Annotated in this window: 16 protein-coding genes; 7 read left to right on the top strand and 9 right to left on the bottom strand. The window is 36.5% G+C overall.

What is annotated here, in order from left to right:
• Positions 1–16 precede the first annotated feature (16 nt).
• The 4 genes from HMPREF9071_RS10440 to rpsA form a co-directional block, all read right to left on the bottom strand.
• Positions 17–1,288, bottom strand: a complete 1,272-nt coding sequence (locus HMPREF9071_RS10440) for an adenylosuccinate synthase (protein ID WP_009746612.1) — start codon at positions 1,286–1,288, stop codon at positions 17–19.
• Positions 1,289–1,294: 6 nt separating this feature from the next.
• Positions 1,295–1,762, bottom strand: a complete 468-nt coding sequence (locus tag HMPREF9071_RS10435) for a Fur family transcriptional regulator (protein ID WP_009746611.1) — start codon at positions 1,760–1,762, stop codon at positions 1,295–1,297.
• An 89-nt stretch (positions 1,763–1,851) separates the two neighbouring features.
• Positions 1,852–3,777: an LTA synthase family protein gene (locus HMPREF9071_RS10430; protein ID WP_173301512.1), complete on the bottom strand. Its 1,926-nt coding sequence runs from the start codon at positions 3,775–3,777 to the stop codon at positions 1,852–1,854.
• Between the two features lie 95 nt (positions 3,778–3,872).
• The gene (rpsA, locus tag HMPREF9071_RS10425; protein WP_009746609.1) at positions 3,873–5,630 is read right to left on the bottom strand and encodes a 30S ribosomal protein S1; all 1,758 of its coding nucleotides are present in this window, start codon (positions 5,628–5,630) and stop codon (positions 3,873–3,875) included.
• 314 nt (positions 5,631–5,944) lie between these two features.
• On the opposite strand from rpsA, the gene HMPREF9071_RS10420 reads away from it, so the two are divergent.
• Positions 5,945–6,343 carry a lipocalin family protein gene (locus HMPREF9071_RS10420; RefSeq protein WP_009746608.1) on the top strand — a complete coding sequence of 133 codons (399 nt, stop codon included), beginning with the start codon at positions 5,945–5,947 and terminating at the stop codon, positions 6,341–6,343.
• 36 nt (positions 6,344–6,379) lie between these two features.
• Here HMPREF9071_RS10420 and HMPREF9071_RS10415 read toward each other — a convergent pair whose 3' ends face one another.
• Together HMPREF9071_RS10415 and HMPREF9071_RS10410 are read right to left on the bottom strand one after the other, a co-directional pair.
• A complete protein-coding gene (locus HMPREF9071_RS10415) occupies positions 6,380–6,697 on the bottom strand; it encodes a rhodanese-like domain-containing protein (RefSeq protein WP_009746607.1) in 318 nt (105 codons plus the stop codon).
• An 11-nt stretch (positions 6,698–6,708) separates the two neighbouring features.
• Positions 6,709–7,899 carry a pyridoxal phosphate-dependent aminotransferase gene (locus HMPREF9071_RS10410; protein WP_040358106.1) on the bottom strand — a complete coding sequence of 397 codons (1,191 nt, stop codon included), beginning with the start codon at positions 7,897–7,899 and terminating at the stop codon, positions 6,709–6,711.
• Between the two features lie 134 nt (positions 7,900–8,033).
• On the opposite strand from HMPREF9071_RS10410, the gene HMPREF9071_RS10405 reads away from it, so the two are divergent.
• The 5 genes from HMPREF9071_RS10405 (at position 8,034) to HMPREF9071_RS10385 (ending at position 14,423) form a co-directional block, all read left to right on the top strand.
• Positions 8,034–8,834 (top strand): SDR family oxidoreductase, encoded by an 801-nt coding sequence (locus tag HMPREF9071_RS10405; RefSeq protein ID WP_009746605.1) that lies wholly within the window; start codon positions 8,034–8,036, stop codon positions 8,832–8,834.
• Positions 8,835–8,899: 65 nt separating this feature from the next.
• Positions 8,900–9,217, top strand: a complete 318-nt coding sequence (locus HMPREF9071_RS10400) for a hypothetical protein (RefSeq protein ID WP_009746604.1) — start codon at positions 8,900–8,902, stop codon at positions 9,215–9,217.
• Positions 9,214–10,197, top strand: a complete 984-nt coding sequence (locus HMPREF9071_RS10395; RefSeq protein ID WP_009746603.1) for an NAD-dependent epimerase/dehydratase family protein — start codon at positions 9,214–9,216, stop codon at positions 10,195–10,197. The genes HMPREF9071_RS10400 and HMPREF9071_RS10395 overlap by 4 nt, the downstream gene beginning before the upstream one ends.
• A gap of 122 nt (positions 10,198–10,319) precedes the next feature.
• Positions 10,320–12,854 carry a DUF5686 and carboxypeptidase-like regulatory domain-containing protein gene (locus HMPREF9071_RS10390; protein WP_009746602.1) on the top strand — a complete coding sequence of 845 codons (2,535 nt, stop codon included), beginning with the start codon at positions 10,320–10,322 and terminating at the stop codon, positions 12,852–12,854.
• A gap of 87 nt (positions 12,855–12,941) precedes the next feature.
• Positions 12,942–14,423, top strand: a complete 1,482-nt coding sequence (locus tag HMPREF9071_RS10385; protein WP_040358577.1) for an ankyrin repeat domain-containing protein — start codon at positions 12,942–12,944, stop codon at positions 14,421–14,423.
• Positions 14,424–14,526: 103 nt separating this feature from the next.
• Here HMPREF9071_RS10385 and HMPREF9071_RS10380 read toward each other — a convergent pair whose 3' ends face one another.
• From HMPREF9071_RS10380 to HMPREF9071_RS10370, 3 genes are all read right to left on the bottom strand, one after another.
• The gene (locus tag HMPREF9071_RS10380) at positions 14,527–15,660 is read right to left on the bottom strand and encodes an acyl-CoA dehydrogenase family protein (protein WP_040358574.1); all 1,134 of its coding nucleotides are present in this window, start codon (positions 15,658–15,660) and stop codon (positions 14,527–14,529) included.
• Between the two features lie 38 nt (positions 15,661–15,698).
• A complete protein-coding gene (locus tag HMPREF9071_RS10375) occupies positions 15,699–16,697 on the bottom strand; it encodes a PLP-dependent cysteine synthase family protein (protein ID WP_009746599.1) in 999 nt (332 codons plus the stop codon).
• A 215-nt stretch (positions 16,698–16,912) separates the two neighbouring features.
• Positions 16,913–18,262, bottom strand: coding sequence for a lytic transglycosylase domain-containing protein (locus HMPREF9071_RS10370; RefSeq protein WP_040358571.1), 1,350 nt, complete (start codon positions 18,260–18,262; stop codon positions 16,913–16,915).
• Between the two features lie 192 nt (positions 18,263–18,454).
• On the opposite strand from HMPREF9071_RS10370, the gene HMPREF9071_RS10365 reads away from it, so the two are divergent.
• Entirely contained in the window at positions 18,455–19,399 is a 945-nt protein-coding gene (locus HMPREF9071_RS10365; RefSeq protein ID WP_009746597.1) for a mevalonate kinase, read from the top strand.
• The last annotated feature ends 2 nt before the right edge of the window (positions 19,400–19,401 follow it).

Here is a 19,401-nt window from a genome sequence, read left to right as displayed (position 1 = left end):
GTAAGAGTTATTATTTTTAGAATAAAAGAGTCTGCTTTCTATCAGCTCCTACAGAAACTAAAGTAACAGGAACTTCTGTTTCTTTCTCAATAAAACGGATATAATCCATAAGTTCATTAGGGAGGTCATGGACATTTTTTATATCAGATAAGTCCTTATGCCATCCTTTGAGTTCTGTATAGATAGGCTCAATATTTTCTGTTTCTGTTCCATAAGGAAAGTGGTGGATAGTCTCTCCTTTGTAATGATAAGCGGTACAAATTTTTAACGAGTCAAAACCATTGAGTACATCTGCTTTCATCATCATTAGTTGAGTAACACCACTTAGGTGGATGGCATAACGAAGAGCCACCAAATCCAGCCAGCCACATCGTCGTTTTCTTCCGGTGGTAGCACCAACCTCTCTGCCTATTTGAGCAATTTTATCACCAGTTTCGTCAAAGAGTTCAGTAGGGAAAGAACCACTACCTACACGGGTAGTATAAGCTTTAAAAATACCCATGACATTTTTGATTTGATTAGGGGCAATCCCGAGTCCTGTACAGGCACCTGATGCTGTAGTATTGGAGGAAGTAACAAAGGGATAGGTACCAAAATCAATATCCAACATAGAACCTTGTGCTCCTTCTGCAAGAATTTTCTTACCTTGTTTCTGAGCATGATAGAAGAAATCCTCACTATCAATAAATGTAAGAGTTTTGATAAGGTTGATAGCCTCAAAGAATTCTTCTTCTAGTTCTTTTAAGTTATAATCCAAAGTTACTCCATAGAAATCAATCATAGCCAAATGCTTCTGAGTTAACTTATGGTATAAGTTAGGGAAGTCTGCGTTTTCCAAATCGCCTATTCTTAATCCATTGCGACCTGTTTTATCCATGTAACAAGGACCTATGCCTTTAAGGGTAGAACCTATCTTAGACTTCCCTTTGGAAAGCTCAGAGGCTTTGTCTAATAACCGATGTGTTGGGAGAATGATATGAGCTTTACGAGAAATGAGTAGGCGCTCCTTGATATTAATATGAAAAGGAGTTAGTGCCTCTATCTCTTTTTTGAGAATAATAGGGTCAATAACGACACCATTTCCTATAACATTGATTACATTAGGGTGGAAGATCCCTGAAGGAATCGTATGCAGAACATGCTTAATTCCTTCGAATTCAAGAGTATGACCAGCATTGGGACCTCCTTGGAAACGTGCTATAATGTCATATTTAGGAGTAAGGACATCTACAATTTTTCCTTTTCCTTCATCTCCCCATTGGAGACCAAGGAGCAAGTCTATTGCCATGATTGATTATTTTTGAGAATCGTTAGTATTTTCTTTTTTGTTACGAGTACCATAGAAATAAAGGGAATGGTTATCTATCTTTATATCAAACACTTCTTCTATAGTTTGCTTGATAGCTTGTATACGAGGGTCGCAGAACTCCACTACTTCCCCTGTATCGGTTAGGATTACATGGTCGTGCTGGCGGTCAAAATATGACTTCTCGTAGTGGGCTTGGTTTTGCCCGAATTGGTGGCGACGTACCAGCCCACAATCCAAGAGAATTTCTATGGTATTATAAAGAGTAGCACGACTTACACGATAATTCTTGTTTTTCATTTTGATATAGAGGGACTCAATATCAAAATGTTCGTCACTATCATAGATTTCCTGAAGGACAGCGTAACGTTCAGGGGTTTTCCTGTGAGCATGTTCTTCCAAATATTTGGTAAAAACTTTTTTTACTATTTCTTGATTTTCTGTACTAGTTCCCATAAGAAATTATCTATTTGGCGACAAATTTACAAAATAAAAATATAAGCACAAAATTATTAACTCTTTATTTATAATCTATTGATTATTAATTATTTTTCAGGATCTAATTTATGATGGATAATCCTATCCATATAATCCTGTACAAAGGCTTTAAGGTCTTTGATTCCTTTTTGAATTTCAGCATTATCTTCTTTGCCTAAGAGGTTATTCTTCAAGGCTCCGTCCGCTTGATGATAAATGCCGTTTACCTTTCCGTTTTCATCAAGAATATAAATATAATTACCTTGCATCATCTGATACATTGTAGCATCGGAGATAAAGGCACGAGGCGTTTCATCTGCTTTGTTTGCAAAGAGACTACGTCCCCATGAACGGAAAGGTTTGTGATAACCCATTAGATCCACTAATGAAGGATAGATATCAATTTGCTGAGAAATTTCAGAAAAAACTTTTGTAGGAACTAAATTAGAATTAGGGCTGAAAAACATAATGGCAGCCCCCATATTGGTAATCGGCTGTTTGTATAGGTCATAATAGGTCTGATTAGGATGATCATTAACAAAGACAAAGATTGTGTTTTGATACCAAGGTTGTTTTTTGGCACAAGCAAAGAATTGTTTGAGAGCATAATCCGTATAACCAATACATTGGTGAATCTGTAAGTTTCCTTTATCAAATTTTCCTTCATACTTCTTAGGAATTTGGAAAGGGTGGTGTGAGGAAAGAGTAAATATATTTCCTAAAAAAGGTTGTTTTTTCTCAGAATAAATGCGGCACATATATTGAAAGAAAGGTTCATCCCAAATTCCCCAATGACCATCATCGTCATCGTCATTATTATATTCTGTTTTTCCATAATAATGGTCAAAACCTAAGATATTAGAGAAGCCTAAAAAGCCCATAGAACCGTTAGGAGCAGAATGGAAAAAGGATGTATCATACCCCATCTCCTTAGCAATAGAGACTAAGGATTGAGTAGGTTGCTTCACATAAGGAGAAGAAGTATAAGCCACTTGAAAGGAGGGAATACCAGCTAGCATGGAGGACATGCCATGAATGGATTGTCTTCCTGTACAATAGGCATTATCTACTACAAAAGAATGTTGTGCTAAGGAGTCCAAAAAAGGTGTATAGGACTTAAAATTAGGAATATGAGTTTTGGTATTCATGCATCCCCAATATTCTTTTCCAAAGCTTTCTAAGATAAAAAGAACTATATTAGGTTTGTTAGTTACTTCTCGATCATACTGTTTGATTGGTTTTATATTTTTATTGATATATTGTTCATCTACAAACTGATATTCTCTAAATCCTTTGTTCTTTCCTATGCTACGAATAAGGCAAAAGGGAGTATTGAGGATAGCGTCAGCTTGAGCTGTGATATTTACATGGCGACTGGCATCCAACATATTAATAGGACGTGTATCTGTAGTGAAACCTCCTCCACGGATAGCCATCATTATTAAAGTGCCAAAACCTAAAAAGAACAAGGTAGACCAGCTATAATAAGGTGTTTTTCTCAGAATAGGAGTTTGATTAACCTTCACGCGGGTATAAAGGAATATCCAAATTGCAATTAATAAGAAGAAGCCCAAGAACAGATACCAATAGTCCATTAAGAAGGTGAAAAATAAGTTAGTTTTGTTCTGTTCATGCTCTATTACTGCAAATGATGCTGAGGTAAGCCGTGATTTGCTAAAAGGATAGTAGGCCATATCTATAAAATTGGAGGCATAGCCTATTATATTAGGAATAAAATATACCCAAAAGATGATTTTTTGAAATTGGGGATATGTATTTACCCATAAAGGCAATAAACTCATTAATATAAAGATCAGATTGAGATACATTATGGCGCAATTATCAAAAGCCAAACCATAAAACAAGAGTTTGAGAGTACTATAATCTCCCATCATGCCATGGTTAAAGTAAATGAATAATCCACGAGCAATAGTATAAAAGAAATAGATTAAAAAAATGCGATATAAGAATACTAGATATTCATTAATACGAATAGATTTCATAAAAAATAGATTTAAAAAAGTAAAAAAGGTACTACCTTTGAACAAAGTAGTACCCTAAAACAAAAATTATGAAAAAAACTAAACCACTATTGTCCTTTTTCCATTTTATCTTTGAGCTCTTGGAGTACATCCAAGTCCCCCAAAGTGGATTTTTCTACTTGTTGAGTAGGTTGCGCTGCAGCTTCTTTTACATTTTTTTCTTCTTCTTCTTTGAAGATCGCAGTATGGGAAGCTACTACACGTTTGAATTCTTTACTGAATTCAATGATTTTGAAATCAGCCGTTTCTCCTTTACCTAACTTCTTACCACTTTCGGTTTCCAAATGACGAGAAGGAACAAAAGCTACAATATCTTCATTGAAAGGAACGGTAGCTCCTTTGTCGGTAATTTTAGAGATAGTACCTTGGTGGATGGTACCTACAGCGAATTCAGTTTCATACTTGTCCCAAGGATTAGGTTCCAATTGTTTGTGTCCTAAGGCAAGCTTGCGTGTATTTACATCAAGTTCAAGGACTACGACTTCCATTTTATCTCCTACAGAGCAGAATTCGGATGGATGTTTAATCTTTTTAGTCCAAGAAAGGTCAGAGATGTAAACAAGCCCATCAATACCCTCTTCTAATTCTACAAATACACCAAAGTTGGTAAAGTTACGTACGGTACCTATATGGCGTGAACCTACAGGATATTTAGCTGTAATATCTGTCCATGGATCTACAGTTAGTTGCTTAATACCTAAGGACATTTTTCTCTCGTCTCTGTCCAAAGTAAGGATAACGGCTTCTACTTCATCTCCTATATTTACGAAATCTTGTGCAGAGCGAAGGTGAGTACTCCATGACATTTCAGAGACATGGATGAGTCCCTCTACCCCATCGGCTACTTCTACAAAGGCTCCGTAATCAGCAATGACTACAACCTTACCTTTTACTTTATCTCCTACTTTGAGGTCAGCAGGAAGAGCTTCCCAAGGATGTTTTTGTAGTTGTTTCAACCCTAATTGGATACGTGACTTATTGTCATCAAAATCAAGGATAACCACATTAATTTTCTGATCAAGTTCTAATACTTCAGTAGGGTGGTTAATACGTGACCAAGAAAGATCGGTAATGTGGATAAGACCGTCTACTCCTCCAAGATCTACAAATACCCCGTAAGAGGTAATGTTCTTCACAACCCCTTCAAGGACTTGTCCTTTTTCAAGTTGTCCTATGATTTCACGTTTTTGTTCCTCTATATCTGCCTCAATAAGAGCCTTATGGGATACTACTACATTCTTGAATTCATGGTTGATTTTTACCACTTTGAATTCCATAGTTTTATTCACAAACTGGTCGTAGTCGCGGATAGGTTTCACATCTATTTGAGAGCCAGGAAGGAAAGCCTCTATACCGAATACATCTACAATCATACCTCCTTTGGTTCTACATTTTACAAAACCATTAACAATTTCTCCACTTTCAAAGGCAGCATTGACTCTGTCCCATGCTTTGATAGTACGAGCTTTTTTGTGAGAAAGAACGAGCTGCCCTGTTTTGTCTTCACGTACATCCACAAGTACTTCTACTTTATCTCCTACTTTTAGAGAGGGGTTGTAACGGAATTCATTAAGGGAGATAACTCCTTCGCTCTTGGCATTGATGTCAATGATTGCTTCACGGTCAGTAAGGTGAGTTACAGTACCCATTACGAGCTCATCGGTTTGGGTATCTACGAAGTTATCCTTAACTAAACGTTCGAATTCGTCTAATTTGTCTTGGTCTACTTGGTCAATACCCTGTTCATACTTAGTCCAGTTGAAATTGTCCAACTGTTCTTGTTGTTCTTTAGTGATTTCAGCCATTGCTGATAAAAAAAGTTAACTATGCTATAGGTCAAGGGGAGGAGCACAGATAGCATAGGTTAGTAATACATATATTATATGGTATATCTTCCCCCTTGTGAAAACTCAAAGATTTTGCAAAAGTACGATTTTATTTTGATATAAAGCAAGAGATTTCTGAATTTATTTTGTAATATTTTATTCGGATTTTATTAACTTTTTAATGTATTTTGAGGGGGATAATTTATTAAAAAGTTATATTCTTGTTAAATTCAAGAAAAACTTAAGATTAATTTGTTTTTCTGTTTTACATTTGCACCAAAAATTAATAATTAATGAAAAAAAATTTTTTAATCTTAGCAAGTTTAGTAGCGATAGCTACTGCTTGCAGTAAAAGTGAAGGAGAAAGAACAGGAACTTCTATCGTAGATGAATGGGTCCCTATAAAGATAGTAAGGCAAAAGGTGGAAACTCCTATTAATAGTTGTAATAAACAGTCAAAAGTTATTATTACAAAAAATCACTTTACTTATTATGAATATTGGAAAGAAAATCAAGATTGTAAATCTCAAATTGACGAGTATGATTATATAATAGATAAAGAAAATGGGAAAAGTAGGATAAAAAAAGATGGTGAATTTCACTATTATTACTATGCATTAGAGGATAATGGGGCACATCTTCGTCTTACTAATCTTATAGAGAATAGCTATACGATATTTAAGCGCAAATAGATTATAAGGGGCTATCTGAAAGGATAGCCCCTTATATTATATAATAGGTAATTCTGCTTTTTCCCAAGAGAGGATTCCTCCATCTAAGTTCAGAAGTTTCTTATAACCTTGTTCTAAGAGAAAAGCAATAGCCTTCTGACTACGTCCCCCTGAATGACAGGCAATAATTACCGTTTTATCAGTGGGAATTTGAGCAAAGTTCTCTGTAAGGGTGGAAAGAGGCAGATGCAGGTAGTGATTTACTTTATAACACTTCTGAGCTACTTCATTGGCTTCCCGCACGTCTACAAGGAGAGTACCTTGCTTTGTGAGTTTCCACGCTTCTTCGGGTGTAACATGTTGTATGTCATTCATGATATTGTATTTTAGAGGGTTACAGCTTCCTTAATACGGCGAAGAGCTTCCCTAAGATCTTCCTCACTGGTGGCGTAAGAAAGGCGGATGCAGTGGCTATTTCCAAAAGCCTCTCCTGTTACAGTGGCTACATGGGCTTCTTCCAATAAGTAAAGAGCAAGATCACCCGCATTGTGGATTGTCTTGCCTCGTAAGGTTTTCCCGAAATAATAAGAAATATCAGGGAAGAAGTAGAAAGCTCCGTCAGGAATATTGGTTTTGAATCCTTCTATCTTACAAAGAAGTTGATATACCACATCACGGCGATGACGATAGGCATCTATCATGTATTGTATATTGCTCAAGGGTGCTTTCAGGGCTGCGATACTAGCACGTTGGGCAATACTATTAGCACCACTGGTAATTTGTCCTTGCATTTTGGTACAAGCTTTGATAATCCACTGGGGAGCTCCCATATATCCCATACGCCATCCAGGCATAGCAAAGGCTTTGGAGAGACCGTTTACTGTGATAGTACGTTCATACATCCCTTCTATTTCTGCCATAGAGGTATGCTGCCCTATATAGTTAATGTGCTCATATATCTCATCAGAGAGGAAGAAGATATTGGGGTGCCTTCTTAGCACTTCAGCTAGGGCTTCTAACTCTTGGCGAGAGTAAATGGCTCCACTTGGGTTTCCTGGAGAACTGAGCCATACCATCTTAGTGCGGGGGGTAATAGCAGCTTCTAATTGTTCAGGAGTTATCTTGAAATGACTCTCAAGAGTAGTAGGAATTTCCACAGGGACTCCCTCGGCAATCTTAGTAATATCGGAATAACTGACCCAATAAGGGGTAGGGAGAATTACTTCATCACCAGGATTAAGCATCACTAAAGCTATATTAGAGAGACACTGTTTTGCCCCAGTGGAGACGATTATCTGAGAAGGTGTATAAGTAAGATGGTTGTCCTTTTTGAATTTTTCGCAGATAGCCTCCTTTAGCTCCATATAACCATCTACAGGGGAGTACTTGCTATAATTCTGATGAATAGCCTCAATAGCAGCTTCCTTTATAAAGTCAGGAATAGCAAAATCAGGTTCTCCTAAACTAAGACTGATAATGTCTTTGCCTTGTCCTTTAAGTTCTCTGGCTCTTGCAGCCATCGCTAAGGTAGCTGAGAGAGTCATATTATTTGCGCGGTGGGATAAAAATTGATTCATAATTTACGAAAGTTATGTTTTACAGGATACAAATTTACGTTTTTTCTTCATATTAAGAAATAGAAAAAGGAAAAAAATTTGCCTATTTTCTTTTTAAAGATTACTTTTGTCCTCGTTTAGATACAATAAAATTAATGGAAAAAGAAGTAGTACTTATCACGGGAGCTTCCTCAGGTATAGGAAAGGCTACAGCAGAATATTTAGCAAGCAAGGGCTATATAGTGTATGGTGCGGCAAGGCAACCTAAGGAGACTCCTAAGACCTTTGTTTTGCTAGCAATGGATGTGAGACAGGAGGACTCAGTAAGGGCAGGAGTGGCTCATATCTTGGAGAAAGAAGGTCATATAGATATTCTTATTAATAATGCAGGGGTAGGTATTACAGGAGCTATAGAAGAGACCCCTATTGATGCTTTGGAGAATGCTTTTCAAACGAATTTTTTTGGAGCTATACGTACCATTCAGGCAATACTTCCTACTATGCGAGCCCAAAGGAAAGGACTTATTATTAATATTACTTCGGTAGCAGCCTATATGGGCTTACCTTTCAGAGGAGGGTATTCTGCTAGCAAGGGAGCCCTTTCTTTACTCACAGAAACACTACGTATGGAAACTCAGCAGTTTGGAATTGAATTCTGCACCTTAGCTCCAGGTGATGTAGCTACCGATATAGCTTCTCGACGCTTCCATACGCCAGCTTTTGAGAATTCCCCTTATAAGCAATATGTGCAAGCTCTCCCTTTAATGAATGAGGATGTAGATAAAGGACAGGCTCCGGAGATTTTGGCAAAAACAATTTATAGAATCATCTGTAAGAGACATCCTAAAGTACATTATGTAAAAGGGAAATTCTTAGAAAGGTTCTCTATTGTTTTGAAGAAGGTATTACCTAGCAAGTGTTTTGAAAAATTGCTGAAAGGTCATTATAAGTTATAACTCTTTAATATAAGTGTTGATAACTTATTTTTAGTATTCAAAAAAAATGATTTATTTTTGCCCTTGTGAAAACCATAGGAATTTCAAAATATTATCGTATTTATCAAAAAACCAATGATCGGAGGTTTTATGTAGAAATGCCTGAACAGACCCTAGAGTTTCGTTTTTGTGAACTTTTGGAGTTTCGTGGTAAAGTGCAGGCTATTGACCTTACCTCACATTTTGATTATTCTCAACCAGGAATTGAGATACTTACCTTCTGTGGAGGGAAATACCTATGTGTGTTCACCACTGTACAAATAATAGATTTGCAGAAACTTCTTTTTGAGATTTTTGAAGGAGTATCTGAAAAGGAAATATTTACCAAATATGTACTTCTATGATAGTGGTAACAGGAGCTACAGGCTTATTAGGAGCACATCTGCTTTACGAACTGCTCTCTCATACTACTTCTCCTATAAGAGCTTTGTACCGAAAGAATAAAGACACTTCATTATTACAACGTATATTCCAGACTTATTGTCCATCAGCTATTTCTTTGATAGAGAGAATAGAATGGATACAGGCAGATGTATTAGATATTCCCGCCCTTACAGAAGCCTTGAAAGGGACAACACAACTGTATCACTGTGCAGGGAAGGTGTCCTTTGACCCAAAAGATACCCAGGAACTCTTTAGAAGTCATGTGGAAGGAACAACTAATGTAGTGAATGTAGCCTTAGAAGAAGGAGTCAAGAAACTTTGCTATGTAAGTAGTATAGCTACTTTTACCCCTAAAAAGGGCTCCATTGTTACGGAACAGACAGAGCAAGAACCCCAGAGGGAGAAGGGGCGAGAATATGCTCTTAGTAAGTATAGTGCCGAGATGGAAGTATGGAGAGGCATACAGGAAGGACTGCCTGCCATAGTAGTATATCCGTCGGTAATTATAGGTGTAGGAGTGGAGCAACATCCAGCTATAAATGTAAAGAAACTTTGTCGGTTGCCCTATGTGACCGAAGGTGGGACAGGTTTTGTTACCGCATCTGATGTAGCACATGCTATGCGACTACTTGTAGAATCTTCTATTGAGAATGAGGGATTCATTCTTAATGGAGAGAATTTGCTTTATAGAGAATTCTTTGATAAGTTACAACAGTTACACCCTACATTACCTAAAAAGCGTTTGTTGAATAGGACTGCCTTACGAGGACTTTCCTATATTGATGCCTTTCTTTCTTTTTTTGGTAAGAGAAGACAATTATCTTCTAAGATGCTACAAACACTACAACAAAGGACATGCTATGATGGAACAAAGATACTCCAAGCAATCCCGTTCTCTTACACGCTAATAGAAGAATCACTTAAAAAATTATCCTTATAAGTATATCTATTATTGATTTTTTTATTATCTTTGCTCTCTATAATTGTATTAAATACTGATAAATTAATATATTTTTTAAAGAAATATATTTTGATTATCTCTCTTATTAATAGAAAAATATTATGCCGCTAAAAAAAAATGTATTTATTCTAACCCTCTTCTTATTTCTTGGAGGGTACGTACTTACTATAGCCCAAACACGTGTTTCGGGACAGGTGATTGATGAACAAGGAGAACCGGTTCCTTTTGCCAATGTACTTTTTAAGAATACTCATATAGGGACAGCTTGTGATGAGAATGGAAAATTCTCTCTGTATTCTCAGAAGAATTACACAACTCTTGAGGTTTCATCAGTAGGATTTACTACTAGGGAAATAAAACTTAAGGGGAATGATAATACCCGTATGAAGATTGTGCTTATTATGGGGGAAGAATTAGCTCCTGTAGTGATCGTAGAAAAACCTAAGAAAAATCTTTCTAAGAAAGAGAACCCCGCCTATCCAATTCTACAGAAAATATGGGCAAATAAGCATAGAAATACGCTTACTCAGGCGAAATCCTATCAGTATAAGCGTTATGAAACGGTAGAGTTGGGGCTTAATAATTTGGACTCTGTTTTTCTTAAGAGGGCATTGCAATCGGAATATCAAGAGGTACGTAATATTCTTTCTGAGAAAAAATATAAGCAATACTTTTCTATGCCTATGTATCTCAAGGAAGAAGTTTCTCAAGTGTATGGAGACAATGAACATAACTTGCAACGTACTGATGTAGAGGCGGAGCGTACACAAGGAGTTGTACAAACGGGCTTTGGTTTGGAACGATTTACGCGTAATTTTAGGGAATTTGATGTATATGATAATTCTTTTTATCTGTTGGACAAATCCTTCGTGAGTCCACTTTCTGAATATGGATATGGAGTATATGCCTATGTGTTGAATGATAGTATAGAAAAGGATAATCGTAAGTTATATTCTATTTATTTTTTTCCGAAACAAGACCAAGATTTGCTTTTCAAAGGGAACTTTACAGTAGATAGCAAGACATACGCTATTACTTCTATACAAATGTATACAATTAAGGAAGCCTCCCTGAATTTTGTAAGAGACTTATCCATAGAAAAGGAATTTCAATGGGTGAATGATACCTTAGTGCTTCCTAAAAAGGATTATTATGAAGGGGATTTTACAATCCTTACTAAGTCCGATGAGGAAAAGGGAATGTATGTAAAGAAGAGTATTGTTTATTCCGATTATCTGTTAAATGTTCCTAAAGAGGAATCTTTCTATTTAGCCTCAGTGGAGAAAATCAAATCCAATCAGTTTGCCCAACCTGAAACTTATTGGGAGAGACTCTCAGGAGGCGATTCTCTAATGACGAAAACACAGAACCTTATACGCAGGGTAGGTAATAATAGACGAATTAAAGGAATTTCCGATGCCTTGAATATTATAACCTCAGGTTATATTCCTATAGGACAATATGTACAATTTGGTTCTCTGTGGGAATCTTTTACCAATAATGATGTAGAACGTAATCGTTTTCGTTTCGGATTCAGAAGTTTTGTAAGCAATGATGACCGATTCCGCACCTATCTTTATGGTGCTTATGGTACTCTGGACAAAAAGTTTAAGTATGGAATTAGTGCCAAATACTTACTCTTCCATAAGCCGAGAATAATGATAGGAGGGCTTTACCAAGATGATTATTTACAGTTGGGAAGTATTCTTCAAAGAGATGATGCACAATTAGACCTTCGCAATGCCTCTAACTTTCTCTTTGCTCGTGGAGAGAACTATTATCTTACTCGTAATAAACGTATTCAAGGAGTTGCTGATATAGGATTGTTTAAGAGTAATTTGCATATCACTCTATCGGGAACCTATCAGCAGATGAAATCGGCAGATCCTGCACATTTTTCTATTGGTTATCATGCTTCTGAAGGAGGAATCTTTGATAAATATTCTGATGCCAATGCCTCTTTAGCTCTTACTTATACCCCAAAACGTAATGTATATGGTTATGGTGTAGAGCAGTTCTATGGGAAAAATATCTTTTCTACTTTCCGATTAAAGTATACACAGGGGTTCTCAGGGATACGTAATAGTCAATTTGACTATTCTCGTTTGGAAGGTATGATCCATTATCCACAGCCTCTCTGGGGTATAGGTATTCTTCATACTGTAGTAGAAGCTGGTAAGGTGTTTGGAGAGGTGCCTCTTCCACTATTGACTCCTACTCCGGCTAATCAAACCTACGCTACTTCTCGTAGGGAATTCAATCGTACTTTCCAACTTTTGGATTATTATGATTTTGTGACAGATGCTTATATTAATGTATATGCAGAACATCATTTTAATGGTTTTTTGCTGAATAGATTACCGCTAATTAAAAAGACTAAATGGCGAAGTTTGCTCTTGGCACGAGTGGCTTACGGAACCTTACGAGAGGAAAATAGAGGGGTTAGTGCCTCTAACATCTACTATAATGCTCCTGAGAAACTCTATTGGGAATATGGTTTCGGGATAGAGAATATAGGGATAGGTAATTTCCGTCCTATTCGAGTGGATTTTATCTGGAGAAGTAGTTTTAATGACCTCAATGGAGTAAGTAATCCTTATTTTGGTATTCGCTTTGGGATAAAACCTGAATTCTAATCTTTAACAAATATTTTCAGCAACTTTATTTAGAAACGCTCTAATTATTTCTTATATTTGCATCATTTAAAAAATATGGAAAATTGTATGAGAAAGATACTTTTAGGAGTAGTGTTTATAGCTTTTTTACCTGCCTTTGGACAGCGAACAAATATTTTTTTGAGTCGTGATTTCTGGACTCAAAATACTACAGTAGATCAAGTAAAAGCAGAAATAGCCAAAGGGAATAGTCCTTCTGAGCTTAATGAAAGAGCTTTTGATGCACCTACATTGGCTATATTAGGCAAAGTACCTACTGCAACAGCAATCTATCTGATAGAACAGCCAGGTAATGGCATAACTAAAGCCACACATGATGGACGTACCTACCTTTTTTGGGCAGCAAGTGCAGGGAATGTGGAGCTGATGCATTATCTTATTCAAAAAGGAAGTGATTTGTATGCTAAAGACACTAAAGGAAATATACCCATTACCTTTGCAGCCCTTTTTGGAGTAACGAATCCTAAGGTATATGATGCCTTTTTCAAAGCAGGGATAAGTCCTAAGACAAAATATGACCAAGGGGAGACGCTCCTTATGAAAGTAATCCCTTTTGATAATGAGAGATTAGAACTTACTCAATATTTTTTAGGGAAAGGAATGAAAATTAAAGAAGTTAGCAATAGTGGAGCTACGCTTTTTGACTATGCTGCTAAGGGAGGAAATATGCGCTTACTTAAAGTGCTACGTAAAAAAGTAAAGCCTACTTATCAGGCTCTTCCTATGGCAGCTGAAGGGATGGTGCGACAGCCTAATAATCCCATAGAGCTCTATAAGTATTTGGTAGAAAATCAAAAAATATCAGCCAATGCCTTTGATTCTAAAGGAGCTAATGCTCTTCACTACTTGGCACGAAGGCAGGACTTACCTTCTATAAAATATCTTATAGGCAAAGGAGCTATGATTGATATAATAGATAAGGATGGTAATACAGCCCTTATGAATGCATGTTATGGACGCAATCTGGACATAGTAAGGGCTCTTTATAAAAGTAAAGGACATATTAACCAGGCAAATAAAAAAGGAGAGACAGCCTTGCTCATAGCGCTACAGCGTAGCGACAATAATATAGTTAATTTCCTTTTAGAACAAGGAGCTGATACAAGAGTAATTAGTAAAAAAGGAACAAATGTAATAGAAGCCTTGCTGGATAGTTATAATCCTCGTAAGAAGGATAATGAGATTGATTTTGATAAAAAGGTAACTCTTTTAAAGCAGTATCTGGTTTCTTTACAAGCTCCCAATACGGAGGGGGATACTCCTTTACATTTGGCAGTAGTTAAGGGGAATAAGGAATTATTAGAGAAAGTACTCTCTTTTGGAGGAGATATTAATAGCCAAAATAAAGATGGAGAGACTCCTTTAATAAAGGCTGCAATGGTAGCTAAAGATACAACAATTCTTGAATATTTAGTAACTCATGGGGCTGATAAGGGGCTTACGACATCATTGGGAGAGACGGCTTATGATTTGGCAAGAGAGAATGAAGCATTACAAAAAAAAGGTGCTAACTTGGACTTTTTAAAGTAAACTATAATATAAAATAAAAGAGGCTGTCCAAAAAACTTTTTGGACAGCCTCTCTTACTGTGTAACTGATCCTAAGCACTTGCGTGGCTTTATTTTCTCTAATGCTATAGGTTTCTACTGATAACTAACTTTAGGATTTCAGAAGTTCCTTCTCCAATAGTACAGAGTTTAGCATCACGATAGAATTTCTCTACAGGATAATCCGTTGTGTAACCATAGCCACCATGTATTTGTATTGCTTCATTGGATGCTTTTACACAGAGTTCGGAAGCATAGAGTTTTGCCATAGCCGCCTGCTGGGTTACTTTTTGGTGTGTTTCTTTTAAATGTGCTGCCTTATGTAACATAAGTTCTGCGGCTTCTATTTCAGTGGAGAGTTCTGCTAACTTAAATCCAATTGCCTGGAAAGAAATGATAGGCTTACCAAATTGAGTACGTTCTTTAGCATATTTGATAGCAGCATTAACAGCACCCTTAGCAGTTCCTAAGGAAAGTGCTCCAATAGAAATACGACCTCCATCAAGTACTTTCATAGCCTGTATGAAACCCTCTCCTATTTCGCCTAATCTGTTTTCATCAGGGATAAGGCAATCCTGAAAAATGAGTTCTGCTGTTTCACTTGCACGCATACCAAGTTTGCTTATTTTCTTTCCATTTGAAAACCCTTTAGTTCCTCTTTCTACAACAAAGGCGGTCATTCCATGCTTATCTCCCTTTTCCCCTGTGCGAGCAATAACAACTACTACATTAGCACTAATAGCGTGAGTAATAAAGTTCTTTGTTCCATTGAGTACCCACATATCTCCTTTTTTGATAGCTGTAGTGTGCATACCACCAGCATCAGATCCGGTATTGTGTTCTGTAATTCCCCAAGCGCCTATATGTTCTCCTGAAGCCAATTTAGGAAGCCAACGTCTTTTTTGCTCTTTATTAGCGAAAGTTAGTATATGATTTACACACAATGAATTATGAGCTGCTATAGAAAGTCCTATAGAAGGGTCTGTTTGGGAAATGGCATCAACAATGGTAATATATTCATGATATCCCAGTCCGGAGCCTCCAAATTCTTCAGGAACAAGTATACCCATAAAGCCTAATTCTCCTGCTTTTCGAAATACATCTATAGGAAAAGTCTGTGTTTTGTCCCATTCACTGCGATAGGGTAATATATATTGTTTAGCAAAGGAATGAGCTGTTTGAGCAATTACTTCTTGCTCCTGTGTATAAGAAAAATTCATCATTTTAATCTAAGTGAGAATTAATTAATAATTCATCATTAATCATTAATATTTAGTTTTTCTTTTAACCATGTTTGGTTATAAATTTTATTCATATATCGAGAGCCATGGTCAGGGAAAACAATCACAACAATACTATCAGGGGAGAATAGTCCCTCTTGTGCATACTTTTGAGTAGCTACCCAAGCAGCTCCTGAAGTATAGCCACAGAAAATACCTGTATGCTGAGAAATATAGCGTGCCGCTAAGGCACTTTCTATGTCATTTACCTTCACGAAATGGTCAATAACCTTTGTATCAAGGGCACCAGGGATGAGGTTTTTACCTAATCCTTCAATATAATAAGGATGGAGTTCATTTTTGTCTACTTCTCCAGTATCAAAATATTTTTTAATAAGTGAACCTTCAGCATCTACTCCAAGTACTTTTACTTCAGGGTTTTTCTCCTTCAGGTAACGAGCAATACCAGAGAGAGTCCCTCCTGTACCGCTACAAACTACCACATGAGTAATTTGTCCAGAGGTTTGTTCCCAAATTTCTTTTCCTGTGGATTGATAATGAGCCTCAATATTTAAAGGATTGAAGTACTGGTTGATATAAATAGAGTTAGGTGTTTCTTTATGGATACGTTTTGCTACTTCATAGTAGGAACGAGGGTCATCAGCCGGTACAGATGCGGGGCATACATGTACTTCAGCCCCTAGGGCTCGGAGCATATCTATTTTATCCTGAGAGGATTTGTCAGATATAGCAAGTATACAACGATAGCCACGAATAGCAGCAATCATGGCAAGGCTATAGCCTGTATTACCAGAAGTAGTTTCAACAATTACCCCTCCAGGAGCAAGTAACCCTCTCTTTTCAGCATCATTAATGATGTAGAGGGCAGTACGATCCTTGGCAGAATGTCCAGGATTAAAGGCTTCAAGTTTGGCAAAGAAGTGTCCCTTCATAGGAGAAGCGATCTTTTGCAGGGAGATGAGAGGGGTATTTCCTATCAAATCCAAAATGCTGTCATAGTATTGAATATTCTTCATGAGGTAATGGTTTAATTAAGAAAAATCATAATGTTCTATAGTGTATATCAGAGCCTTAAAGTAAGGCTATCCTTTATAGGATAAAGTCAAGGGTGCAAAGTTACAACATTTTAAGGGTTAATTCAAGAAAAAATAAAATAATATTAAAAAAATAAAAAGAGAAGAGCTAAACGATAATTATATCATCTTTTAGCTCTTATAGAAATATTTTTAACTTACTTATGTATTACTATCCGTTGTCCCACTTTCAGGGAGTTACTTCTTAGCTTATTCCATTTTTTTAGTTGGCTGACGGTTACTCCATAGCGAGAGGCAATACGTCCCAAGGTCTCTCCTTTTCTTACTTTATGAGTGATACGATTATTAGCACGTGCTTGTTCGGCAGTAACAACCTTTGGAAGAATTTTTTCTCGCTTGGAATCCTCCTGATCAAGGTAAGCGTAGATAAGGTCTTCATTATTAACGAAGATACCAATAGCCTCTACAGGGAGCCGTACTCCATATTTTTTCCCCTCTATATAAGGGACAATATTAAGAGAATAAGCAGGGTTGAAGAACTCTATTTCTTGTTCACTCATTCCGACAATATCTCCTATATCCTTAAAGGAGATATGTCGTTTTACTTGAACTGTGTCTGTCTCAAAAAACACATTAGTTTTTTTATCTACTTGAAAGCCATGTTCTTTGGCATATTCAAAAATGTATAGAGTTGCTAAGAAGGCGGGCACATAACCTGCAGTTTCGTTAGGGAGATAGGGACGCAGATTCCAATAATTAGTTTTTCCTCCTGAGCGGCGCATAGCCTTAGTAACATTACCAGGTCCAGAGTTATAGGCAGCTAGTACTAAGTTCCAATCATTGAAAACACTATAAAGTTTTTTGAGATATTGAGCAGCTGCTTGAGTAGATAATTCAGGATGAGAGCGCTCATCCACATAGTTGTTGACCTCTAATCCATATATTTTTCCTGTGTAGTACATGAATTGCCAAAGTCCCTTAGCTCCCATTCTGGAAGTAGCCTTGGGATTCATTGCCGATTCCACAATAGCTAAATATTTGATTTCCTTAGGAATTTGGTATTTAACAAGTTCTCTCTCGAACATAGGGAAATAATATTGGCTGATATTCATAAGCCTCTGGAGGGAACTTCGTCGGTTTTTTAGAAAGTTCTTAATAACATTTTCTAAGATAGGATTATACTCTATGTGAAAAGGTGTTTTTTGGTCTAATTTGGCTAAGCGTTCCTTAAGGACTTCTGTGGGGAGCTCGTCATAAACAACATTTCCTTCAGGATTATTCTGAATGTCATTTTGCATCATTGGATAGAGAGAATTATTAGAGAGTTCCTCTAACCATTTTTTATCATAGTTTAATGCCTTATTATTGTCTTTTAGTTGAAGGAGTCCCTCGCGAAGGTTCCCTAAAGAAAGGCTGTCTTTGGAAGTAAGTCTTGAGTTAGTACGATTTGGATTCTTGTGTAAAGTATCTGATATATTGTGTTTTACCTGTGAAATTCCTAAGAGGGGGAATAAGTAAATTAAGGAAAAAATGTATATTTTTTTCATGAGATTCATTTAGCATAATGCATTCCAGAGGGCAAAAATAGGTAAATATTTTGAAACAACCTACTAATTAAATAGTAAAAAAATGAAAGATAAAAGTTAAAGCTAAAGAAGATAGAAAAACTTTTCACTTTTTTAGTTTTTTTTTCACTTTTTTTGTACCTTTGCCCTTTGAATACACTATTTTTAACCTCAATGAATTCAACATTTTTCTACTCAAAAATACTTTTATTTGGAGAGTATGGAATTATAAAAGACTCTAAGGGACTTGCTATCCCTTATAATTCCTATAATGGGACGCTAAAGAAAATTTCAATAAAAGAACAAAATAAGCAGCAACAGGACTCTAACAAATCTCTACAGATTTATTTTGAGTACCTTAAGAGAATTTCTCAAGAGGAGAAAGCCATTGTTCATTTTGATATTGAACGTATGGAAAAGGATATAGAAGAGGGAATGTACTTTGATAGTAGTATTCCTCAAGGATATGGAGTAGGGAGTAGTGGTGCTTTGGTAGCTGCTATTTATGATACCTATTCCATAGATAAGATAGAGACATCACAGCATCTCACACGTGATTTGCTTTTAAAGTTAAAGGAAATATTTTCTTTGATGGAATCCTTCTTTCATGGGAAATCCTCAGGATTAGACCCCTTAAACAGTTATTTGAGTATTCCTATACTGATTAATTCAGCCAATTTAATAGAAACTACTGGAATTCCTTCCCCCTTTGAACAAGGAAAAGGAGCTGTGTTTCTCTTGGATAGTGGAATGATAGGGGAGACGGCTCCTATGGTAGAAATATTTATGGAGAAGATGAAGAATGAGGGATTTAGGAAGATGCTCAAAACACAATTTGCTAAATATACAGATGCTTGTATAGATAATTTTCTACAAGGTAATTTTAAATCTTTGATAGGGAATGTGAAGAAACTATCTAGGGTAGTACTTAATCATTTTAAGCCCATGATACCTCAACAGTTCCATACACTTTGGCAACAAGGAATTGATTCAGGAGATTATTATTTGAAACTCTGCGGATCAGGAGGGGGAGGCTATATTTTAGGATTTACTCCTGATTACCAACGCGCTAAAGAGGTTTTGAAAGACCATAAGTTGGAATTGGTTTATCGTTTTTGAAA

The organism is Capnocytophaga sp. oral taxon 338 str. F0234, from assembly GCF_000192225.1.
Classification (GTDB): domain Bacteria; phylum Bacteroidota; class Bacteroidia; order Flavobacteriales; family Flavobacteriaceae; genus Capnocytophaga.
The sequence above is the reverse complement of the archived record's forward strand: the minus strand, read 5'-3'. Positions and strand labels throughout refer to the sequence as shown.